This is a genomic window from Actinomadura litoris (assembly GCF_009733595.1).
GTDB lineage: Bacteria > Actinomycetota > Actinomycetes > Streptosporangiales > Streptosporangiaceae > Spirillospora > Spirillospora litoris.
In genome coordinates, this window is the sequence record NZ_WOFH01000005.1 from 623,586 (window position 1) to 640,997 (window position 17,412).

19 protein-coding genes are annotated in these 17,412 nt (G+C 73.6%); 10 read left to right on the plus strand and 9 right to left on the minus strand.

The window, feature by feature from the left end; translation table 11 throughout:
* The first annotated feature begins 12 nt into the window (after positions 1-12).
* The gene (locus GNZ18_RS17590; protein ID WP_156217501.1) at positions 13-564 is read left to right on the plus strand and encodes a class E sortase; all 552 of its coding nucleotides are present in this window, start codon (positions 13-15) and stop codon (positions 562-564) included.
* 9 nt (positions 565-573) lie between these two features.
* Here the strand turns inward: GNZ18_RS17590 and GNZ18_RS17595 are convergent, their stop codons facing one another.
* A complete protein-coding gene (locus GNZ18_RS17595; RefSeq protein WP_156217502.1) occupies positions 574-987 on the minus strand; it encodes a hypothetical protein in 414 nt (137 codons plus the stop codon).
* A 287-nt stretch (positions 988-1,274) separates the two neighbouring features.
* On the opposite strand from GNZ18_RS17595, the gene GNZ18_RS17600 reads away from it, so the two are divergent.
* Complete coding sequence (locus GNZ18_RS17600) at positions 1,275-2,282, plus strand: DUF2382 domain-containing protein (protein ID WP_156217503.1); 1,008 nt, start codon at positions 1,275-1,277, stop codon at positions 2,280-2,282.
* A 526-nt stretch (positions 2,283-2,808) separates the two neighbouring features.
* On the plus strand, positions 2,809-3,225 hold the full coding sequence (locus GNZ18_RS17605) for an Hsp15 family ribosome-associated heat shock protein (RefSeq protein ID WP_156217504.1): 417 nt from the start codon (positions 2,809-2,811) through the stop codon (positions 3,223-3,225).
* A gap of 19 nt (positions 3,226-3,244) precedes the next feature.
* Here the strand turns inward: GNZ18_RS17605 and GNZ18_RS17610 are convergent, their stop codons facing one another.
* The gene (locus tag GNZ18_RS17610; protein ID WP_312874583.1) at positions 3,245-3,889 is read right to left on the minus strand and encodes a class I SAM-dependent methyltransferase; all 645 of its coding nucleotides are present in this window, start codon (positions 3,887-3,889) and stop codon (positions 3,245-3,247) included.
* A gap of 90 nt (positions 3,890-3,979) precedes the next feature.
* On the opposite strand from GNZ18_RS17610, the gene GNZ18_RS17615 reads away from it, so the two are divergent.
* The 4 genes from GNZ18_RS17615 (at position 3,980) to GNZ18_RS17630 (ending at position 7,108) form a co-directional block, all read left to right on the plus strand.
* Entirely contained in the window at positions 3,980-5,062 is a 1,083-nt protein-coding gene (locus GNZ18_RS17615; RefSeq protein ID WP_214615370.1) for a DUF6745 domain-containing protein, read from the plus strand.
* A gap of 9 nt (positions 5,063-5,071) precedes the next feature.
* The gene (locus tag GNZ18_RS17620; RefSeq protein WP_246249897.1) at positions 5,072-5,527 is read left to right on the plus strand and encodes a DUF8820 family protein; all 456 of its coding nucleotides are present in this window, start codon (positions 5,072-5,074) and stop codon (positions 5,525-5,527) included.
* 110 nt (positions 5,528-5,637) lie between these two features.
* A complete protein-coding gene (locus GNZ18_RS17625; protein WP_214615369.1) occupies positions 5,638-6,765 on the plus strand; it encodes a zinc metalloprotease in 1,128 nt (375 codons plus the stop codon).
* Positions 6,766-6,781: 16 nt separating this feature from the next.
* Positions 6,782-7,108, plus strand: a complete 327-nt coding sequence (locus tag GNZ18_RS17630; protein ID WP_156217506.1) for a hypothetical protein — start codon at positions 6,782-6,784, stop codon at positions 7,106-7,108.
* Between the two features lie 7 nt (positions 7,109-7,115).
* On the opposite strand, the gene GNZ18_RS17635 is transcribed toward GNZ18_RS17630, so the two are convergent.
* The gene (locus GNZ18_RS17635) at positions 7,116-7,709 is read right to left on the minus strand and encodes a helix-turn-helix domain-containing protein (RefSeq protein ID WP_156217507.1); all 594 of its coding nucleotides are present in this window, start codon (positions 7,707-7,709) and stop codon (positions 7,116-7,118) included.
* A 93-nt stretch (positions 7,710-7,802) separates the two neighbouring features.
* On the opposite strand from GNZ18_RS17635, the gene GNZ18_RS17640 reads away from it, so the two are divergent.
* Positions 7,803-8,759: an NAD(P)/FAD-dependent oxidoreductase gene (locus tag GNZ18_RS17640; protein WP_156217508.1), complete on the plus strand. Its 957-nt coding sequence runs from the start codon at positions 7,803-7,805 to the stop codon at positions 8,757-8,759.
* 7 nt (positions 8,760-8,766) lie between these two features.
* Here the strand turns inward: GNZ18_RS17640 and GNZ18_RS17645 are convergent, their stop codons facing one another.
* On the minus strand, positions 8,767-10,353 hold the full coding sequence (locus tag GNZ18_RS17645) for an ArnT family glycosyltransferase (RefSeq protein ID WP_216651331.1): 1,587 nt from the start codon (positions 10,351-10,353) through the stop codon (positions 8,767-8,769).
* Positions 10,354-10,458: 105 nt separating this feature from the next.
* Here GNZ18_RS17645 and GNZ18_RS17650 point away from each other — a divergent pair, with 105 nt between their 5' ends.
* Positions 10,459-11,235, plus strand: a complete 777-nt coding sequence (locus tag GNZ18_RS17650; protein ID WP_156217509.1) for a hypothetical protein — start codon at positions 10,459-10,461, stop codon at positions 11,233-11,235.
* Here the strand turns inward: GNZ18_RS17650 and GNZ18_RS17655 are convergent.
* From GNZ18_RS17655 to GNZ18_RS17675, 5 genes are all read right to left on the minus strand, one after another.
* A complete protein-coding gene (locus GNZ18_RS17655; protein ID WP_156217510.1) occupies positions 11,232-12,209 on the minus strand; it encodes an LLM class flavin-dependent oxidoreductase in 978 nt (325 codons plus the stop codon). The two genes, GNZ18_RS17650 and GNZ18_RS17655, sit on opposite strands and share 4 nt — an antisense overlap.
* Positions 12,210-12,262: 53 nt before the next feature.
* Positions 12,263-13,333 carry an NAD/NADP-dependent octopine/nopaline dehydrogenase family protein gene (locus GNZ18_RS43700; protein ID WP_156217511.1) on the minus strand — a complete coding sequence of 357 codons (1,071 nt, stop codon included), beginning with the start codon at positions 13,331-13,333 and terminating at the stop codon, positions 12,263-12,265.
* 90 nt (positions 13,334-13,423) lie between these two features.
* On the minus strand, positions 13,424-14,644 hold the full coding sequence (locus GNZ18_RS17665) for an RNA polymerase sigma factor (protein ID WP_312874584.1): 1,221 nt from the start codon (positions 14,642-14,644) through the stop codon (positions 13,424-13,426).
* Positions 14,641-14,976, minus strand: coding sequence for a YciI family protein (locus tag GNZ18_RS17670; RefSeq protein ID WP_156217512.1), 336 nt, complete (start codon positions 14,974-14,976; stop codon positions 14,641-14,643). The genes GNZ18_RS17665 and GNZ18_RS17670 overlap by 4 nt, the downstream gene beginning before the upstream one ends.
* A 10-nt stretch (positions 14,977-14,986) precedes the next feature.
* On the minus strand, positions 14,987-15,613 hold the full coding sequence (locus GNZ18_RS17675; RefSeq protein WP_156217513.1) for a dihydrofolate reductase family protein: 627 nt from the start codon (positions 15,611-15,613) through the stop codon (positions 14,987-14,989).
* A gap of 118 nt (positions 15,614-15,731) precedes the next feature.
* Here GNZ18_RS17675 and GNZ18_RS17680 point away from each other — a divergent pair, with 118 nt between their 5' ends.
* Positions 15,732-17,408, plus strand: a complete 1,677-nt coding sequence (locus GNZ18_RS17680) for an SWIM zinc finger family protein (RefSeq protein ID WP_156217514.1) — start codon at positions 15,732-15,734, stop codon at positions 17,406-17,408.
* Positions 17,409-17,412 lie beyond the last annotated feature (4 nt).

The window sequence follows — 17,412 nt, forward strand, 5'->3', positions numbered from 1 at the left end:
CGACGGAGGTAAATGATGCTCTACCGAAAATCACTGGCGGTGGCGGCGCTCGCCCTCGGGTTTCTCGTGCCGGGGCCCGCCCTGCCCGCGCACGCCTCGCCGCCCAGCCGGGCGCAGGCGAAGCCGCGACACGGTGCCGTCATCGCGAGGATCGGCATCCGGCGGATCCATCTGAAAGGACGCGTGCTGCACGGCATCGAGGCGAGGGTGCTCCAGAAAGGCGTCGGCCACTATCCGGGGACGGCCTATCCCGGACGCGAGGGCAACACCGTTCTCCTCGGCCACCGGACGACCTATCTCCATCCGTTCGGACGGATCAACGAACTGCGGCGCGGGGACCCGATCGTCCTCAGGGCGGGCCGCACGTCCTATGTCTACACGGTGCGGAGCAAGCACATCATCAGGCCCGCGGACCGGCGGGCCCTGGAGGCGGTGCCGTTCAAGCGGAACAGTGTCGCGGACGGGAAATACGTCACGCTGATCTCGTGCCATCCGAAGGGGTCGAACCGGCGGCGCTACGTGGTCGTCGGGAGGTTCGACCACGCGTCCGTGCGGCCTCGCTGAGGCGGGGGGCTACGGGTGGGCCATCGCGGCGGGGTGGCAGTCCACCATCAGCTCGATGTTGCGGGTGTGGGTCAGCGCGGCCTCGCCGTCGCGTTCGACGGCGGCGGCCAGGACGGATCCGACCGCGCCGGTCAGCAGCCCGCGGATCTCCTCGGGCCGCAGGTCGGCGGGCTCCCAGGAGCGCAGCGTGGCGTCGCCCGCGAGCGTGACGTGGCGGACGCCCGCCAGCAGCAGCGCCAACTCGCCGCGCCGGGAGAGCCCGGCGGCCCCGCCGGGCCCCGCCTCGCTGATCACCGCGCCGAGCCGCCGCGCCACGCCGTGCAGCGCGAGCAGGGCGGGCCGCTCGTGCGGGCCGGGCCGGAAGATCGGCGGGCGGCCGTCCTCCCGCCACCTGCCGTAGGCCCCGAAGAAATGGCTGTCCATGACACGACACTAGAGTCGCAGGGCGCCGGGCCTGTAGCGGGACGCACCGCCATTCGACTCCTTTTGACTTTTGGGAGCGGCGCATTGTCCGGGCGTTGCCGTGCGGGGGGCCGGGTAAAGAACGTGAAGGCGCGGCAATAACTCGGTAGATCGTCCCTTGCGGTCGGGCGATGGGGTTTACCGCCGGGCTGTTCGGAAAAGCAGCAAGTAATCCGGCAACTCGGGAGTAACAGAACCACGCGGTACGGTCCGGGCCACGCCGGATCACGAGAGCAGAGGTGTTCAACGTGCAGACGCAGACACAGGTGCGGGAACTGATGGGAATGAGCGTGACCGACGCCCACGGCACCAAGGTCGGCACGATCAAGCAGGTGTACCTCAACGACGACTCCGGCGCGCCCGAGTGGGTGACCGTGCACACCGGGTGGTTCGGGATGCGGGAGAGCTTCGTCCCGCTGTCCGGGGCGAACAAGGCCAAGGACATGCTCCAGGTCCCCTACGACAAGGAGACCATCAAGGGCGCTCCGAACGTGGACGCGGACGAGCATCTGTCGCACGCGCAGATCGTCGACCTCTACCGGCACTACGGCGTACGTCCCCCGAGCGGCCGCCGCTCGTCCGGCGACGCGGGCACGCGTCCCGACGAGGGATCGGGCGAGCGCGCCATGCCGGGCGGCGAAGGCCAGGGCATGGGCAGGAGCGGCACGACGGGCGCCGCGGGTCCCGTGGCGGGGGCCGCCGGGACCGCCGGGACCGCCGGTGCGGCGGGCGCCGCCGGTATGGCCGTGCACGCCGAGCGCCAGGGCAAGCGCGGGAAGGACCTGCCGCCGCAGTCGGCGCGCGAGGGCGCCGAGGCGCCGATGACCGAGATCACCCGGTGCGAGGAGCAGATGCGCATCGGCACCGAGCGCCACGAGAGCGGGCGCGTCCACGTCCGCAAGTGGGTCGAGACGGAGATGGTCGAGCGCACGATCCCGGTCTCGCACGAGGACATCAAGATCGACCGCGAGCCGATCACCGGTGGCCGCCCGGACATGAAGGCGACGCTCGGCGAGGACGACCGCGTCATCGTCCTGTACGAGGAGCGCCCGGTCGTGACGAAGGAGACCGTGCCCGTCGAGCGGGTGCGCATCCACACCGAGCAGGTGCAGGACGAGCAGACCGTGCGCGGCGAGCTGCGCCGGGAGCGCATCGAGGTCACCCGCGAGGACGGGGCGGGGAGCGAGCGGGGCTCCTCCGGCATGGGCGGCTCGTCCGGCCAGAGCGCCGAGCGGGGACCGCGCACCAGCCGCTGACCCCGAGGCCCCGGCCGCGCCCCGCCGCGCCCGGCCGGGTGGCCCGCCCCGCCGCCCGGTTGGGTCTGGCCGGATGTGGACGCGCGCGGTGGCCGTTGGACGGATGTGACGGGTGGGGCTCGTGGGAGACCGCCCCCGTTCGCGCCGGTAAAGGCGGGCGCGGGTGGGACTTCCGAACCGGGCCGTGGTCGACGGTTCGCCCGCCCTTTAGCGGGACGCCCAGAGACCATTAGTTCGGTTTCTTGACAGATAGGGGATAAAGGGGGAAGTTTCACTCGACGCCGAGCCCGCGCGAGGGGTCGTGGCCTCCCCGCCACGGTTCCGCCGCAGGCGCGTGGCCCGCTCGGCGGTGGCCCCGAGGCCCCCCGCCGACCGCTCCCCCTAGGGCCGGCCGCTCGCTGGGGCGAGCGGCCGGCCGCCCCTGTTCCGCCCGGTCGAGGGGCTCCGGAAATGGCGGATCCGGCCTCTGAATTCGCGGTCGCCGCGGGCACGCGGCGGGTTCGGCGCCGCGGGTAGAGTCGCCTCCATGACCGAGCAGGTGAGGGTGGACGTGTGGCTGTGGTCGGTGCGGCTGCTGAAAACCCGTTCGGTGGCGAGCAACGCGTGCCGCGCGGGGCATGTCCGGGTGAACGACGAACGCGCCAAGCCCGCCACTCCCGTCCGCCAGGGGGACGAAATTCGCCTGCGCCATGACGGGCGGGAGCGCATCGTCATCGTCGAGCGGATCGTCCGCAAACGCGTCGGCGCTCCGATCGCGCAGGAATGCCTCATCGACAAGAGCCCGCCGCCACCGCCGCGCGAGGCGCTCATTCCGATCGGCCGCCGCGAGCGCGGCGCCGGACGTCCCACCAAACGCGACCGGCGCGAACTCGACCGGCTCCGCGCGCTCAACCAGAGCCGCGCCGCCCATGACCTCGACGTGGAACTCGGCGAACGCGAATGACCCCGGCGCGGGCGGGTTCTCAGCCCGGCCGGTGCTCCGGCTTGCGGGCGAGGACACGGCCGTGCTGGAACCTTTCGGATTCCTCCGGCTCGCGGAAGGTATAGGCGTCCACGACCAGTCCGGCCTCGTTCAGGAGCCGGCCGACGAGCGGGATCGGCCAGCGGTGGGCGAGCGTCACCCTGTGGTCGAAGGGAATGGGCTCGCCGACGCCGTCCGCGCCCGCCGGGGCCTCGAAGAAGCCGATCAGGAGGCGCCCGCCGGGAGCCAGCAGCCGGTGGAATTCGGCGAGTATCCCGGGCCACCGCTCGGGCGCGGCGTGAATGGTCGAGTACCACGCGAGAATGCCGCCGAGCGTCCCGTCCGCGAGGTCCAGGTCGGTCATCGAGCCCTGCTCGAAACGCAGGTCCGGATGCGCCGCGCGGGCGATCGCGATCATCTCCGCCGACAGGTCGACGCCGAAGGCCGTCCGGCCGAGCGAGGCCAGGTAGGCGGTCATGTGGCCGGGGCCGCAGCCGAGGTCGGCGACGGGATCGCCGGCGAGTTCGGCGAACGCGGCGATGAGCGCGCGGTCCAGCGCCGGCGTGACGTCGATGTCGGCGAACATCTCCGCGTAGAGGGCGGCGACGGAGTCGTAGGCGGCGCGCGTGGTGTCGAGTTCGGTCACGGCCGCCGACGATAGCGGCTGGACACCCCCGGCCGGGATCTGCCACCATGACGCCATGATCGTTGGAAGGGACCGCGGCACCGTCGTCCGGTGACCGTGACAGCGCGGCGGGAAGCCGCGAAGATCCGTGCGGAATGGCTGGACGCGGCGTTGTCCGCGGAGCCCACCGACCGCCCCACCGCCGAAGCCGCCATTTCCCGGCTTTACCGCCTGATCGGCCTTCCGCCGCCGCGTTTCCACTGGGCGGCCTCGCCCGTGACGGCGATGGAGACCGTCCCGCCCGGTATGCGCTCGCGTGCCGCGCCACGCTTCCGCGACGTGGACGAATGGCCGATCGCGCGCATGCTCCGCACCGCGCAGGCCGAACTCACCGTGGACCTGAATTCGCGGCTCCCCTGGACCCCCGAGGCGGCGGAGACGCTGGCCCGCCTGGAGGTGCGTTTCCCGATCGCGGGATCGGTGCGGGCTTCGCTGGGAACCGCGCTGCTGACGGCGCAGAGCCCGTCCGCGTTCACCAGGAGTGCCTGGAACTCCGTGCTGAACCCGGAGTGGACGGCCTACTACGACGCCCTGCGCAGAATGTCTGGAAACAGATTCACCGCCGATCAGGGCGCACGTCTCGATCTGTGGGCGGACGTGCTCCGCTCATGCGGCCCGTGGTGGCCGCACGAGAATTTCTGCATCGCCTCCGAAAGGCCCGTCGCCCTCCACACGGAGGTGTCGGGTGAGAACGGCGAGAGGCGTCCGCATCGCGCGGACGGGCCGGCGCTGCGTTACGCCGACGGATGGGAGATGCACTTCTGGCACGGGACGCCCGTCCCCGCCTGGGTGGTGGACGAGCCGAGCGTCCAGCGGATCGAGCGGGAGCCGAACGTCGAGATCCGGCGCTGCGCGATCGAGAACCTCGGCTGGGCGTCCTACATCGACCAGGCCGGGCTGAGGCTGGTCGCCTCCGCCGCCGACCCGGGCAATCCGGGTTCGGAACTGCGCCTCTACGACCTGCGGCGGGAGACCCGGGTGCTCCTCGCCGTCAACGGGTCCGTCGAACGGGACGGGCGCCGCCGCCGGTACGGGCTGACCGTGCCCGGCTCCCTCGACGATCCGATCGCGGCCGCCGCCTGGACCTACGGGCTGTCGGCCGCCGAGTACTCCCTGCTCGCCCGCCGAACCTGAGGTGATGACATGACCGTGACCATGACCGAGGCCGAGACCCTCGCGTCCCTGCTGACCAAGACCGACCTCGCCGCGCTCGACCATCTGGAGCGCTCGGCGGTCATCCCCGTGGTGGCCGGGCTCCAGGCCCAGGGCGACCTGATCGTCGTCCCGCTCCCCATGATCGCGGACTCGGTGCGGGTGCGCCGGGACGCCGGGTGGCGGGAGGTGCCGGCCACGGGCGTCGAACTGCTCCGGAGCGCGGCGGGCGGCAACCCGCACACGCTGGTGGCCGAGCCCGACACCTGCTGGTGGACGGCCGGGGTGTCCGACTCCGTCGGGCTGGCGCTCGGGGTCTTCGAGACCTCGGGCGTCGCCTACCTGATGCACCCCGAGCACGGTGCGAGCGGGTGCGCGCCCGGGAGCTACGCCGTCCGCCGCCAGCGCGAGCGCGACGGCGGCCGGATGCGCGTGGTCGCCGACTGAGCGATGAGCGCGCTGGAGCCGGGATTTGCCCTCTATGGGGCTTGTCATCGGAAGCGCGGTGGTAGGTAAGGGGCGTCGTGGTCCGTCAGCGCGACCGAGAGGCAGCGACCATGACTGAGACCAGCCATTTCCCGGCACCGACGCGTGATCTCTGCGGGACGATGCACGTCCACCGGAGACTGCTCAACAACAGCATGACCTACCGCGCCCAGCGCGCTCGCATCGAGAACCGGGCGCTCCAGTACAAGATGGGACGGCGCGGCGCGGCCCGCGACGAGGTGATCACGATCCCCGTCGTCGTCCACGTGGTGCACCACGCGAAGGTCCCCGAGCAGAACATCGACGACGACCAGATCCGCAGCCAGATCGACGTCCTCAACCGGGACTTCCGGGCCGCGAACCCGGACGTCTCCCAGGTTCCGGAGGTGTGGCGGCCGCTGGTCGCCGACGCCCGCGTCGAGTTCCGGCTCGCCGAGCACGACCCGCTGGGCGGCGCGACGGACGGGATCGTCCGGGTCGAGACCGACCAGGACGGCTTCGACACCGACGACGCCGTGAAGGCCGCCGCGACGGGCGGCGCCGACCCGTGGCCGAGCGACCAGTACCTGAACCTGTGGGTCTGCCAGCTCGGCGGCGGGCTGCTCGGCTACGCCCAGTTCCCGGGCGGGCCGCCGCAGACCGACGGCGTGGTGATCCTCTACACCGCGTTCGGGACGACCGGCGCCGCCGCGGCCCCCTACGACGGCGGGCGCACCGCGACGCACGAGATCGGCCACTGGCTCGACCTCCTGCACATCTGGGGCGACGACGACGGCGCGTGCGCCAGCGACGACCGCGTCCCCGACACCCCGAACCAGGCCGACTCCAACGCGGGGACACCGTCCTTCCCGCATGTGACCTGCGACAACGGACCCAACGGCGACATGTTCATGAACTACATGGACTACGTCGACGACCGGGCGATGTTCATGTTCACCCAGGGGCAGAGCGAGCGGATGGACGCCTGCCTGGAGGGGGCCAGGGCCTCGTTCGTGGTCGCCCACCACACCGGCGCGCCGGCGGCGCAGCCCGCGGCCGCGCAGCCCGCGCCGGCGAAGGCGGCGGCGGGCGCCGGCGGGAACGGGCACGCCGAGGGGCCCGTCGAGCGGCTCCTGCACGACACCGAACGGCTCACCAAGGAGGTCCTCGACGAGATCCACGACGCGCTCGGCCTCGTCACCGGCCGGACCGGCACGTGAGCGGGGAGGAGGGCGCGTGAGCGCATCCCAGGAGGCGCCCCGCGATGTCACGGGCGCCTGGCTGCACTCCTTCGAGGAGGACACCGAGACGGAGGCGGTGTACCGGCCGTCCGGGCACGCGTTCCGTCCGGCGCGGCGCCCGAGGCGCGGCCTGGAGTTCCGCCCGGACGGGACGTTCGTGGAGCGCCGGGCGGGCCCCGACGACCGGCGTGTCGGGGTCGAGGGCCACTGGGAGCGGCGCGGCCCCGACCGGGTCGCCGTGTCGTTCCCCGCGGGTGGGCGCCCGCCGTTCGAGATCACCGTCCTGTCGCGGACGGCGGACCGGCTCACGATCGCGCGCTGACCCCGGGTCAGCGCCTGCGGCGGGACTCGGGGGCCGCGCGCAGGTGGACGCGTTCGCCCTGGCGGCCGAAGAGGCTGAGGATCTCGGCGGGCTGGTCGCCGCCGGGCCCGAACCAGTGCGGCAGCCGGGTGTCGAACTCGGCGGCCTCGCCCGGCCCCATGATCAGGTCGTGCCCGGCGACGATCAGCCGGACCTTCCCCGACAGGACGTACAGCCACTCATACCCCTCGTGCGTGAACATCTCGGGGACGCTCTGGTCCGGCGGGATGATCGACTTCCACGCCTGGAGGGGGCCGGGCTGGCGGGTCAGCGGGATGTGCGTGCGGCCGTGGACGCACCGGGCCTGGAACCGGACCCGGGGGTCGCCGACCTCGGGCGCGCCGACCAGCTCGTCCAGCGGCACCTGGTGGGCCTGCGCGATCGGCAGCAGCAGCTCCAGGCTCGGCCGCCGCTGGCCCGCCTCCAACCGCGACAGCGTGCTCTTGGAGATGCCCGTCGACTCGGCGAGCGCGGCGAGCGTGACGCCGCGCTCGGTGCGCAGCCGCCGGAGCCGGGGCCCGACGTCGGCGAGCGCCTTGGTGATCGCTGCGGCGTTGTCCATGTCCCCATTCCACCCCCGTTTCCCAGAAATGGCAACAGAAGTTGTCGTTCCCGGCGACCGGGAGGCACTGTCGTGGGACGGAGGTGATCGCAGATGTACGACGTCGTGGTGATCGGCGGGGGAGCCGCCGGGCTGAGCGCGGCGCTGGTCCTCGGACGTGCCCGCCGCCTGGTCGCGGTGGTCGACGGCGGGGAGCCGCGCAACGCGCCGGCCGCGCACATGCAGGGCTACCTGTCGCGGGACGGTATGTCCCCGGCGGCGCTGCTGGAGGTGGGCCGCGCCGAGGCGGCCGGGTACGGGGTGCGGGTGATCGACGCCCGGGTGGGCCACATCGAGCCCGGGTTCGACGTCCACCTGACGGGGGGCGGGTCCCTGCGGGCCCGCCGGATCCTGGTGGCGACCGGCCTGCGCGACGAACTGCCGGACATCCCCGGCGTGCGCGAACGCTGGGGCAAGGACGTGCTGCACTGCCCCTACTGCCACGGCTACGAGGTCCGGGACGAGCCGCTGGGCGTCCTCGGCACCGGCCCGCACGCGGTCTCGCACGCGCTGCTGCTCCGGCAGTGGTCGGACGACCTCGTGCTCTTCCCCCACCGGACGGAGCTGACCGGCGCCGACCGGCAGCGGCTCTCCGCGCGCGGGGTGCGCGTCGTCCCGGGGGAGGTCAAGCGGCTGGTGACGGACGAGGGCCGCCTCAGCGGCGTCGAACTCGCCGGCGGCGGGACGGTGCCGCGCACGGCGGTCTTCCTCGCCTCGCGCATGGTCCCCCGGGACGGCCTCCTGACCGCGCTCGGATGCGAGCGCGCGGACGGCTGGGTGCGGACGGACCCGTCCGGGCTGACGAGCGTCCCGGGAGTGTGGGCGGCGGGCAACGTCCGCGACCCGCGCGCGCAGGTCGTCACCGCGGCGGGCATGGGGTCGGCGGCGGCGATGGCCATCAACCACGACCTCACCGACGAGGACGTCGAGGCCGCCCTCGCCCCGTTCTCCGCGCGGGCCGAGGCGGCCAACTGCGCACGGGTCGCGGCCGACCGCCGCCACGGGCTGTGACGCGCGTTCAGCGGCGGAAGATCGTGATGGAGTGGCCGACCTCGTCGACCGGCCGACCGTCCCTGAGCAGGGCGGTCAGCCGGGGGTCGGCCTTGGCGACCCAGCTGTCGGACACCACCAGCAGCCCCCGCACCCGGTCGGGCGGCACCAGGAGCGGGTCGCCCGCGTGGATCCCGTAGTAGGACGGGACGCCGCTGCCCTTGTAGGCCAGCCAGACCCGCTCGTCCGGATACCGGGTGCGGAGGCGGTCGGCGAGCCGTCCGAGGTCCTGGCCCCAGTCGACGTTGGAGTCGTGCAGGCGCAGATGGGTCCTGGACGGCCCGCCGAACGCCTCGTTGGAGTACGGCAGGTAGTAGGGGAACGTCCGCAGCGAACTCACCGCGACGAAAAGCACCAGGACCGCCGTAATGAAGCGCAGGCGGGGGACGGTCACGCACGCCGCCGCCGCGACGGCCAGGAACATCGGAATGAAGATGACATACCGGACGCCGAGATCCCGCGACCCGGTCATCGCCACCGCGAGCAGCACGGCGGCGGGCAGGAGCAGGGGGAGCGCGGCACGGCGCAGCACCCCGACCCCGACCGCCCACAGCGCGAGCATCCCCAGCGGCGTCTTCACCAGCAGTGCCGCGGGCAGGTAGTACCAGAGTGACCCGCGGTAGTGGCGGCCGAGCAGGAACCCGTCCCAGGTCGAATCCTCGAATCCGAACTGGACGCGCATGCCGTCCCGGTACGGGCGCGGGAACGGCATGAGGTCGACGAGGAGGCCGCGCGGGCCGCCGATGTCCGGCACGCCGGGCGGTGCCGTCCAGCGCAGCCGCGGGTCGACGGCCAGGTAGCACGCCCACACCACCGCGACCGTCCCGGCCAGCATGCCCAGGGCCGCTCCGGCCCGTCCCCGCCAGGAAGGTCGGGGGCACGCGGCCAACGCCATCAGCACCGGAACCGCCGCGAGCATGCTCATCTTCGTCGCCGCGGCCGCGCCCAGCGCGGCCGCCGCGAGCGGCAGGTAGGGGAGGGGACGCTCGCGCGCCCGCCGCAGCGTCCACGCCGAGGCCAGCAGGAACCCGGACGCGGGGACGTCGAGCGTCGCCAGCGACCCGTGCGCGATGACGTCCGGCGAGAACGCGTAGAGGGCGAGCGCGACCAGCCCGCCGGCCCGGCCGGTCAGGTCGGCCGCGAACGCGAAAACCACCAGCCCGAACAGCAGCGTCAGCACGATCATCGGCAGCCGCGCGGCGAGCAGCACCCGCCGCGCGTCGTTCCCCGACTCGTAGAGCAGGTGGCGACCGGCGGCCTCCTGCGTCCCGGTGAACCCCTCGTCCAGCCGGGGCCTCGCGACCGCGAGCCCCGCGCCCATGACCAGCTTGCCCAGCGGCGGATGCTCGGGGTTGGGGCGGAGGCTGTGCTCGCGCTGGTAGACGGCGGCGGCGCCCACGTACACGGGCTCGTCGATCGTCGGGGTCTGCTGGAGCGCCGCCGTCACCATCGCGGCGGCCATCTCCGCCAGCAGGGCCGCCACGCACACCACCACGACCCAGCGCCGGAGCGCGGGCGGCGGGGCCGAGGGGGGCGCCTGGGCCGGCGAAGTCACCGAATCCGGCGAAGTCACCGCCCCACTTAACCACCGCGCCGGGAACCCCGGGGGCGGGCGGCCCGTCGAACGTCGCGACGATCACCGTTGATGGGAGTGCCCGCCGTGCCTGTGAAGCTGGAGATGTCCGACCCCGAGGACCTGTGGGCGGAGGCGTCCGCCCTGGCCATGCTCACCGTCGGGACCGAGGGGTTCGGCGCGACCGTGTACCCCGACGGCGCGCGCGGCGACGACGTCGGCAACGGCTGGCACGGGATGAGCTGGATCGGCGGCGGGCGGGCCGTCCTGTACGGCTACGACGTCGACGCGAGCAAGACCCGCCACCAGGTGCCGCCCATGGACCTCCTGGCGGGCGGGCCCGACTGGCTGCCCTGGGAGTGGCTCTCCGACATGATGCGCCGGGAACAGCTGATCCAGTACGTCTTCTGGTGGGACGGCTCGTCCTGGGGCCGCACCGACTACCCGGACGGCCTGCGCGACGGCGGGTACGGCGACACCAGGCGCGACGACCAGGTCGAGGACGCGTTCCTGGCCTTCGCCGAGGACCCCAAGGCGGCGCGGGAGGCGTTCGAGGACCTCATCCGCGCCGCGCGGGCGCGCACCGTCGACCGGGCCGTGATCGACGCGCTCCAGCGCCATCTCGACCCGGAGAACTTCGACATCGAGCCGGACGAGCCGTTCGACACCGACGCGATGCTCGCCGTCGCCGAGCGCGCCGGGGTCACGCCCGGGTCCGCCCGGCCCGAACTGCCGCCGGGCCGGGGCGAACCGGCGGACCGCCGCGTGTGGCTGCTCGACCACCTCCGGCACTGGAGCCTGTTCGAGGAGCGCCAGCTGACCGAGGGCGTTCCGCCGAACCTGTGCTGGTCGCCGGGGTCCTAGCGGGCGGCGATCGCCTCGCCGATGATCTCCAGGGCGAGCGAGGTGTCGGGGCCGAGCTGGCCGGAGAACGAGACGGCGGTGTGGCCCGCCGCCTCCAGCCGGTCCAGGCCCGCGCGCAGGTCGTCCGCGTCCCCGGCGGCCATGAACAGGTCGAGGGTCCGGTCGCTGATCTCCGCGAGCCGCTCGGTGGCGCCGTCGCGCTTGGCCGCCCGCGCCGCCTCGATCTCCGACTCCGGCACCTCGTGGAAGGCCAGCGGCGCCCCGAGGTGCGGCAGGAACGTGGCGAGCAGCGAGCGCGCCTCGCGCCGCGCCAGCTCGCGGTCGGGGTGGACGAACGTCCAGTTCTCGGCGACGAACTGGACCTCGTCGGCGGCCCGCCCGGCCTCCTTCGCGCCCGCCTCCATGTGCTCCTTGAGCAGGGAGGCGTAGCCCGGGTGCCACTGCGCGGCGGCGCGCAGCCCGTCGCAGTGCGCGCCCGCGAGCCGCGCGCCCTTCGGGCCCATCGCGCCGAGGTACACCGGGACGCGGCGCCCGGTGCCGAAGTGCAGCCTCGCGTCCTTCCTGAGCTGGAACACCTCGCCGTCGTAGGGGCCGCCGCCGCCCTCGACCAGCGTGCGGATGACGTCGACGGCCTCGCGCAGGCCGTCGAGCGTCGCCGGGTTCGTCCGGCCGACCATCTCATACATCGAGCCGCGGCCGAGGCCGAGCACCGCGCGGCCGCCGGACAGCTCGTCCAGGTGCGCGAGGTTCGCCGCGAGCTGCACGGGATGGCTCAGGTAGGGGTGGGTCACGTTCGGGCCGACCAGCACCCGGGACGTCGCGCGCGCCATGTCGCACAGCACCGGCCAGACCGGCCGCCGGAACAGGACGTCGTGGAGGGAGACGTCCTCGAAACCCAGCTCCTCCGCCCGCGCCGCGAGCACCGGGTAGGCGTCGAGCGGCAGGTTCCCGTGCAACTGCAGGAAGTACTCCATGTCACTGCTTTCCCGGCACGGCCGCGGGGGCGGCGTGCCGCGTCGTCCGTCGGCTAGTTGGGGTTCACTCCGTGCGGCACGCCGGTGCGCGCCGCCTCGCGGAGGTGGTCGAGGTCGTCGGTGCCGAGGAGGGCCGCGGCCCGGCCGGGGTCGAGGAGGTCCTCGCCGAGCGCCGCGCCGAGCAGGGTGAGGATCGCGGCGCCGACCGGGGCCGCGACCCCCGCGAGCCGCGCCAGCGCGACGTTCAGCACCAGGCCGCGCCGGACGTCCTCGTGGACGTAGCGGTGGTCGAGGCCGACGGTCTCGCGCCAGAGGCCGGAGGCGAGCAGCCGCTCCTTCGCGTCCGGCGGGTACATCGAGGTGTCACGTTCCAGGTAGTAGTCCTCCAGCGGCCAGTGCGGTCCGGGCAGGCCGAGGGCCTCGCGCAGCGCGACGCGCTCCGCGTCCAGCGCCCGGGTCGTCGCGAGGACGGCGGGGGACGTCCCGTCCGCGTGGATGTCGAACCGGTCGGCGAGGTTCTGGATCGCGCCGAGGTTGTGCGCGATCAGCGGCGGGTGGATCACCGGGCCCCAGTTGGTGAGCGCCGCGTCCAGCCCGTCGGAGATCCGGACGGCCGCCGGGTAGGCGGCGGCGAACCGCGCGTGGCCCTCGTCCGCCAGCGCGCCCGTGCCGGGGATCGCGCCCACCGGCAGCCGGGTCGCCGTCACCGGGATGGCGAGCTCGCCCGGCGCGGTCACGCGGGTCAGGTACGGGAGCGTTCCAGTCTCCAGGAACGCGACGTCGGGCCGCAGCCGCGCGCCCTGCCAGGTTCCGAACGTCCCGGGGGTGAACGCCACCGCCTGCCCCGGCTCCAGCACCGGCGCGAGCGCCGCCAGCAGCTCGGGCTGCGCGGACGCGGGCACCGGCGCCACGACCAGCCCCGCCCCGCCGACCGCCCGCGCGAGGTCGTGCGTGACCAGCGCGGGCGTGACCGTGCCCGTCCGGTCGTGCGTCCGGTACCGCAGCCGCCCGCCGGACGGGAACGCCGCGCCGCGCCGCCACCACCGCACCTCGTGCCCGCCCAGCGTGAGATCGACGACGGCCGCGTGCGCGCCGTTCCCCCCGCCCAGCACCGTCACGATCACTGTCGGCCCTCCCCATCCCCGATCACGGGCATTCCTTGATCACGGGAGCCATCTTCCCCTGTGCGCGGCGGATCGTGCGACCGGCCCCGATCATTTCGTTTCGGCTAGGCGGCGGAGGAGGAACGCGCGTTCCGCTTCGTTGGCCGTCAGGGCGAGCGCCCGCTCGTAGGCGTCCGCCGCGTCCCGGGCGCGGCCCATCCGGCGCAGCAGGTCGGCCTTGACCGCCGGAAGGTAGCGGTACCCGGCCAGCCGCCCGTCCCGTTCGAGCGCCTCGACCTCGGCCAGCGCGGCGGGCGGCCCGCCGACCATCGCGACCGCCACCGCACGGTTCAGCGCGACCACCGGGGACGGCCACACCCTCAGCAGCGCGTCATAGAGGACGAGGATCTGGTCCCAGTCGGTGTCGGCGTAGGCCGGGGCGGTCGCGTGCAGCGTCGCGATGGCGGCCTGCAAGGTGAACCGCCCTGGGTTCCCGCTTCTGAGCGCGCTCACCACGAGGGCGTCGGCTTCGGCGATGGACTCCTGGTCCCAGGCGGAGCGGTCCTGCTCTTCGAGGGGGAGGAGGCGCCCGTCCGCCGTGCGTGCGGCGCGGCGGGCGTGGCCCGCGAGCAGGAGCGCCAGCAGGCCCCTCGCCTCGCTCTCGTCCGGCATCAGGGCGTGCAGCATGCGGGCCAGGTCCACCGCGCGCCCGGCGACGTCGTCCCTGGTCAGCGTGGCTCCGGTCGGGGCGGTGTGGCCGGTGGTGAACTGCAGGTGGATCGCGGTGAGCGCCGCGTCCAGCCGGTCCGGCAGCTCGTGCGCGGCGGGCATCCGGAACGGGATCCCGGCCTTCGCGATCTTCTTCTTCGCGCGGGTGATCCGCGCGGCCATCGTGGCCTCGGGAACCAGGAACGCCCGCGCGATGTCGGGCGTCGCGACGCCGCAGGCCAGCCGCAGCGTGAGCGCGACCCGCGCCTCGACCGCGAGCGCCGGATGGCAGCACAGGAACACGAGCCGCAGGCGGTCATCGCCCGCTCCCGGCGCGGCGTCCCGCTCCGGCTCGACCAGCAGCGGCAGCTTCGAGCGCAGCGTCCGCGCCCGGCGCAGGACGTCCAGCGCGTTGTGCCGGGCGGCGGTCGTCAGCCAGGCCCCGGGCCGGCCCGGCACGCCGTCCCGCGTCCACTCGGCGAGCGCCGCCACGTAGGCGTCCTGGACGCACTCCTCCGCGAGGTCGAGGTCGCGGGCGACGCGCACCGTCGCGGCGAGCACCGTGGCCCACTCGCGGCGGTGCGCGCCCTCGACCGCCCGCCGGGCCGCGTCGGCGTCGCTCACCCCGTCAGCAGCGGACGCACCTCGACGGCGCCGTCCATGATCGGCAGCAGCCTCCCGATGGCGACCGCCTGGTCGAGGTCGGCGGCCTCGACCACGAAGAACCCGGCGATGACCTCCTTGCTCTCGATGAACGGCCCGTCGGTGACCAGCCCGCCCTTGCGGATCGTCCGGGTCGCCGAACTCGGCTCCAGCGCCTGCTCGTGGACGACCCGCGCGCCCATCGCGGCGATCCGCTCCCCGGCCGCCAGATTGGCCTCCATGACCTCGGGCGGGATGTCGGCCGCGCCTCCGGGAAGCTCCGCCTCGTAAATCAGGATCGCGTACTGCGGCATTTCCGCTCCGTCACCAGTTACCGGTCTCCGGCCCCATGGCCCCGTACGCGAGCCCGCCCACCCGCGTGTACGTGCAGGCTATGACACCGGTGCCGAACGTTGTGGCGTTCTCCAGCCTGAGGCCCGCGGGAACCGTCCCTTCCGCGAACAGCCGCTTGCCCTTCCCGACGAGGACCGGAAAGACGAGCACATGGAACTCGTCGACGAGGTCGTTCCGAATGAGCGTCTGGACCAGTCCGCCGCTTCCGTGCACCTGGATCTCCCCGCCGTCCTCCTCCTTGAGCTTCCGGACCGCGTCGGGGACATCGCCGTCGAGCAGCGTCGAGTTCTGCCACTCGACGCTCCGCAACGTCCGGGACGCGACGTACTTCGGCATCGTGTTGATCTTCGCGCCGATCGGGTCGTCGTCCTCGGCGAGCGGCCAGGTGGACGCGAAGTCCTCATAGGTCCGGCGGCCCAGCAGCAGCGCCCCCGCCCGCGCCGTGACCTCGGCCATCAGCGTGATGATCGCGGGCTCGAAATGGGGGGCGCCCCATCCGCCGTGCTCGAATCCGCCGTCGTGGTCCTCCTCGGGCCCGCCGGGCGCCTGCATGACCCCGTCCAGCGAGACGAACGTCGTCACCAGCAGTTTCCGCATTGCTGTCTCCTCGGTCGAGGGCGCCCCGGTCGGGCGCCCGCACCCACACGGCGAACGGCGCCGTCCCGAATCGACGACTTCGCCGCCGCGTTTCGAGAAATCGCGGCACGATGTCGGCATGGACCGGCAGACGGTGACCGAGCGATCCATTCAGGAGCGGGCGGGCTCGGAGGCGTTCAACCGGGGGCGCGTCTATCTCGGGCAGGGACGCGTCGAGGACCTGTCGGTCACCGCGACTTCCGCGACCGCGACCGTGGACGGCACGCGGCCCTATCGCGTCCGGCTCGAACTCGCGCACTCGCGAATGGCGGCCGAGTGCTCCTGCCCGCAGGGAGGCGAAAGCGCTTTCTGCAAACACTGCGTCGCGGTGGCCCTCGCGTGGGTGGCGGAGGCGGGGCCACTGCCGCTCCCGGATGCCGCCCCTACGCCGGAACCCGAACCAGAACCGGAGCCGGGGGCCGGTGACGCCCGGTTGCGCGCGTTCCTCGCGACGCGGGACACGGCGTGGCTGGTCGAGGAGCTGATGCGCGCGGCGGCGGCCGCCCCGCTGCTGCGGTCCAGGCTGGAGGTCGCGGCGGGGGCCGAGGTGGCGGACGTCCTGGACGTCGAACGCCTGCGCCGCCGCCTGACCGGCGCGATCGAGGCCGCGTTCGCCGACCCCGACGACCCGGAGGACCCGGACGACCTGGACGAGGCCCTCGCGGAGGTGGCCGAGCTGATCGACACCGGTTTCGCGCCGACCGCCGTCGAGCTGACCGAGCACGCCATCGACGTGATCGTCTCCCATCCGGACGCCGGCGCCCTCGATGAGTTCCTGCTCTCGTCCGTCCGGCGGCTGCATCTGCGGGCCTGCGCGGGCGGCCACCCCGACCCCGCCGCCCTCGCCGACCGCCTGGTCGACCAGGCGCTCGCGGCCGGCGAGTGCGGCGAGCTCTTCCTCGACGCGCTGCCCGACTATGCCGAGGCGCTCGGCGAACCGGGGATGGCCCGCTACCGGGAACGGGTCGCCGAAGCCTGGGAGGCCGCCAAGGCGGAGGGAACGGACGCCGCCGAGACGGTCAAGCGGTTGCGGGAGCGGCTCGCCGAGGCCGAGGGCGGCGCGGACGCGCTCATCGCCGTCCTGACGGAGACCGAGCCGTCGTATGAGGACCTCCAGCTCATCGTGCGGGCGCTGGCGTCGGAGGGCAGGGACACCGAGGCCGTCGCCTGGGTCACGCGCGGCCTTGAGGAGTACGAGTACGGTGTCGACCTGCGCGAGCTCGGCGCGGAATGCCTGCTGCGGGCGGGCGACCGCCGGGGGGCCGTCGCGATGCTGTGGCCCGCCGTCATCCAGGGGCCGACCCTGGCGAGGTACCAGGCGCTCGCCGAGGCGGCGGGCGACCACTGGCCGCGATGGCGGGAACGGGCGCTGACCCTCCTGAAAGAGACCGTCAGCGAGCGGGAGGATCTGATCGAGATCCTGCTCTGGGAGGACGACGTCGAAGGGGCCTGGCGAGCGTCCCAGGGGATCAAGCTCTATGAAAGCCTTCACCTCAGGCTGGCCAGGGCACGCGGGGCGACCCATCCCGCCGACGCCGTTCCCGTCCTGCTGGCGCGGGCCGACCAGGAGATAGCGCGCACCGGGAAGTACGCCTACTCGCGCGCCGCGAGCTTCCTCGCCGAAGCGCAGCTTCTCGCCGAGCAGGGCGGGGAGGCCGAGAAGGAGAGGTTCGTCCAGCACATGGCGCGGCTGCGCGCCGAGCACAAGCCCAAATACTCGCTGCGGCGGTATCTCGACCGGGCCCGGCTCCCCTGAGCCG

What these genes read in the sequence shown, in the direction of transcription:
- GNZ18_RS17590 (WP_156217501.1), top strand. Translation starts at nt 13, where the DNA reads ATGATGCTCTACCGAAAATCACTGGCGGTGGCGGCGCTCGCCCTCGGG.
- GNZ18_RS17595 (WP_156217502.1), bottom strand. Translation starts at nt 987, where the DNA reads ATGGACAGCCATTTCTTCGGGGCCTACGGCAGGTGGCGGGAGGACGGC.
- GNZ18_RS17605 (WP_156217504.1), top strand. Translation starts at nt 2,809, where the DNA reads ATGACCGAGCAGGTGAGGGTGGACGTGTGGCTGTGGTCGGTGCGGCTG.
- GNZ18_RS17620 (WP_246249897.1), top strand. Translation starts at nt 5,072, where the DNA reads ATGACCGTGACCATGACCGAGGCCGAGACCCTCGCGTCCCTGCTGACC.
- GNZ18_RS17625 (WP_214615369.1), top strand. Translation starts at nt 5,638, where the DNA reads ATGACTGAGACCAGCCATTTCCCGGCACCGACGCGTGATCTCTGCGGG.
- GNZ18_RS17635 (WP_156217507.1), bottom strand. Translation starts at nt 7,709, where the DNA reads ATGGACAACGCCGCAGCGATCACCAAGGCGCTCGCCGACGTCGGGCCC.
- GNZ18_RS17640 (WP_156217508.1), top strand. Translation starts at nt 7,803, where the DNA reads ATGTACGACGTCGTGGTGATCGGCGGGGGAGCCGCCGGGCTGAGCGCG.
- GNZ18_RS17655 (WP_156217510.1), bottom strand. Translation starts at nt 12,209, where the DNA reads ATGGAGTACTTCCTGCAGTTGCACGGGAACCTGCCGCTCGACGCCTAC.
- GNZ18_RS17670 (WP_156217512.1), bottom strand. Translation starts at nt 14,976, where the DNA reads ATGCCGCAGTACGCGATCCTGATTTACGAGGCGGAGCTTCCCGGAGGC.
- GNZ18_RS17675 (WP_156217513.1), bottom strand. Translation starts at nt 15,613, where the DNA reads ATGCGGAAACTGCTGGTGACGACGTTCGTCTCGCTGGACGGGGTCATG.
- GNZ18_RS17680 (WP_156217514.1), top strand. Translation starts at nt 15,732, where the DNA reads ATGGACCGGCAGACGGTGACCGAGCGATCCATTCAGGAGCGGGCGGGC.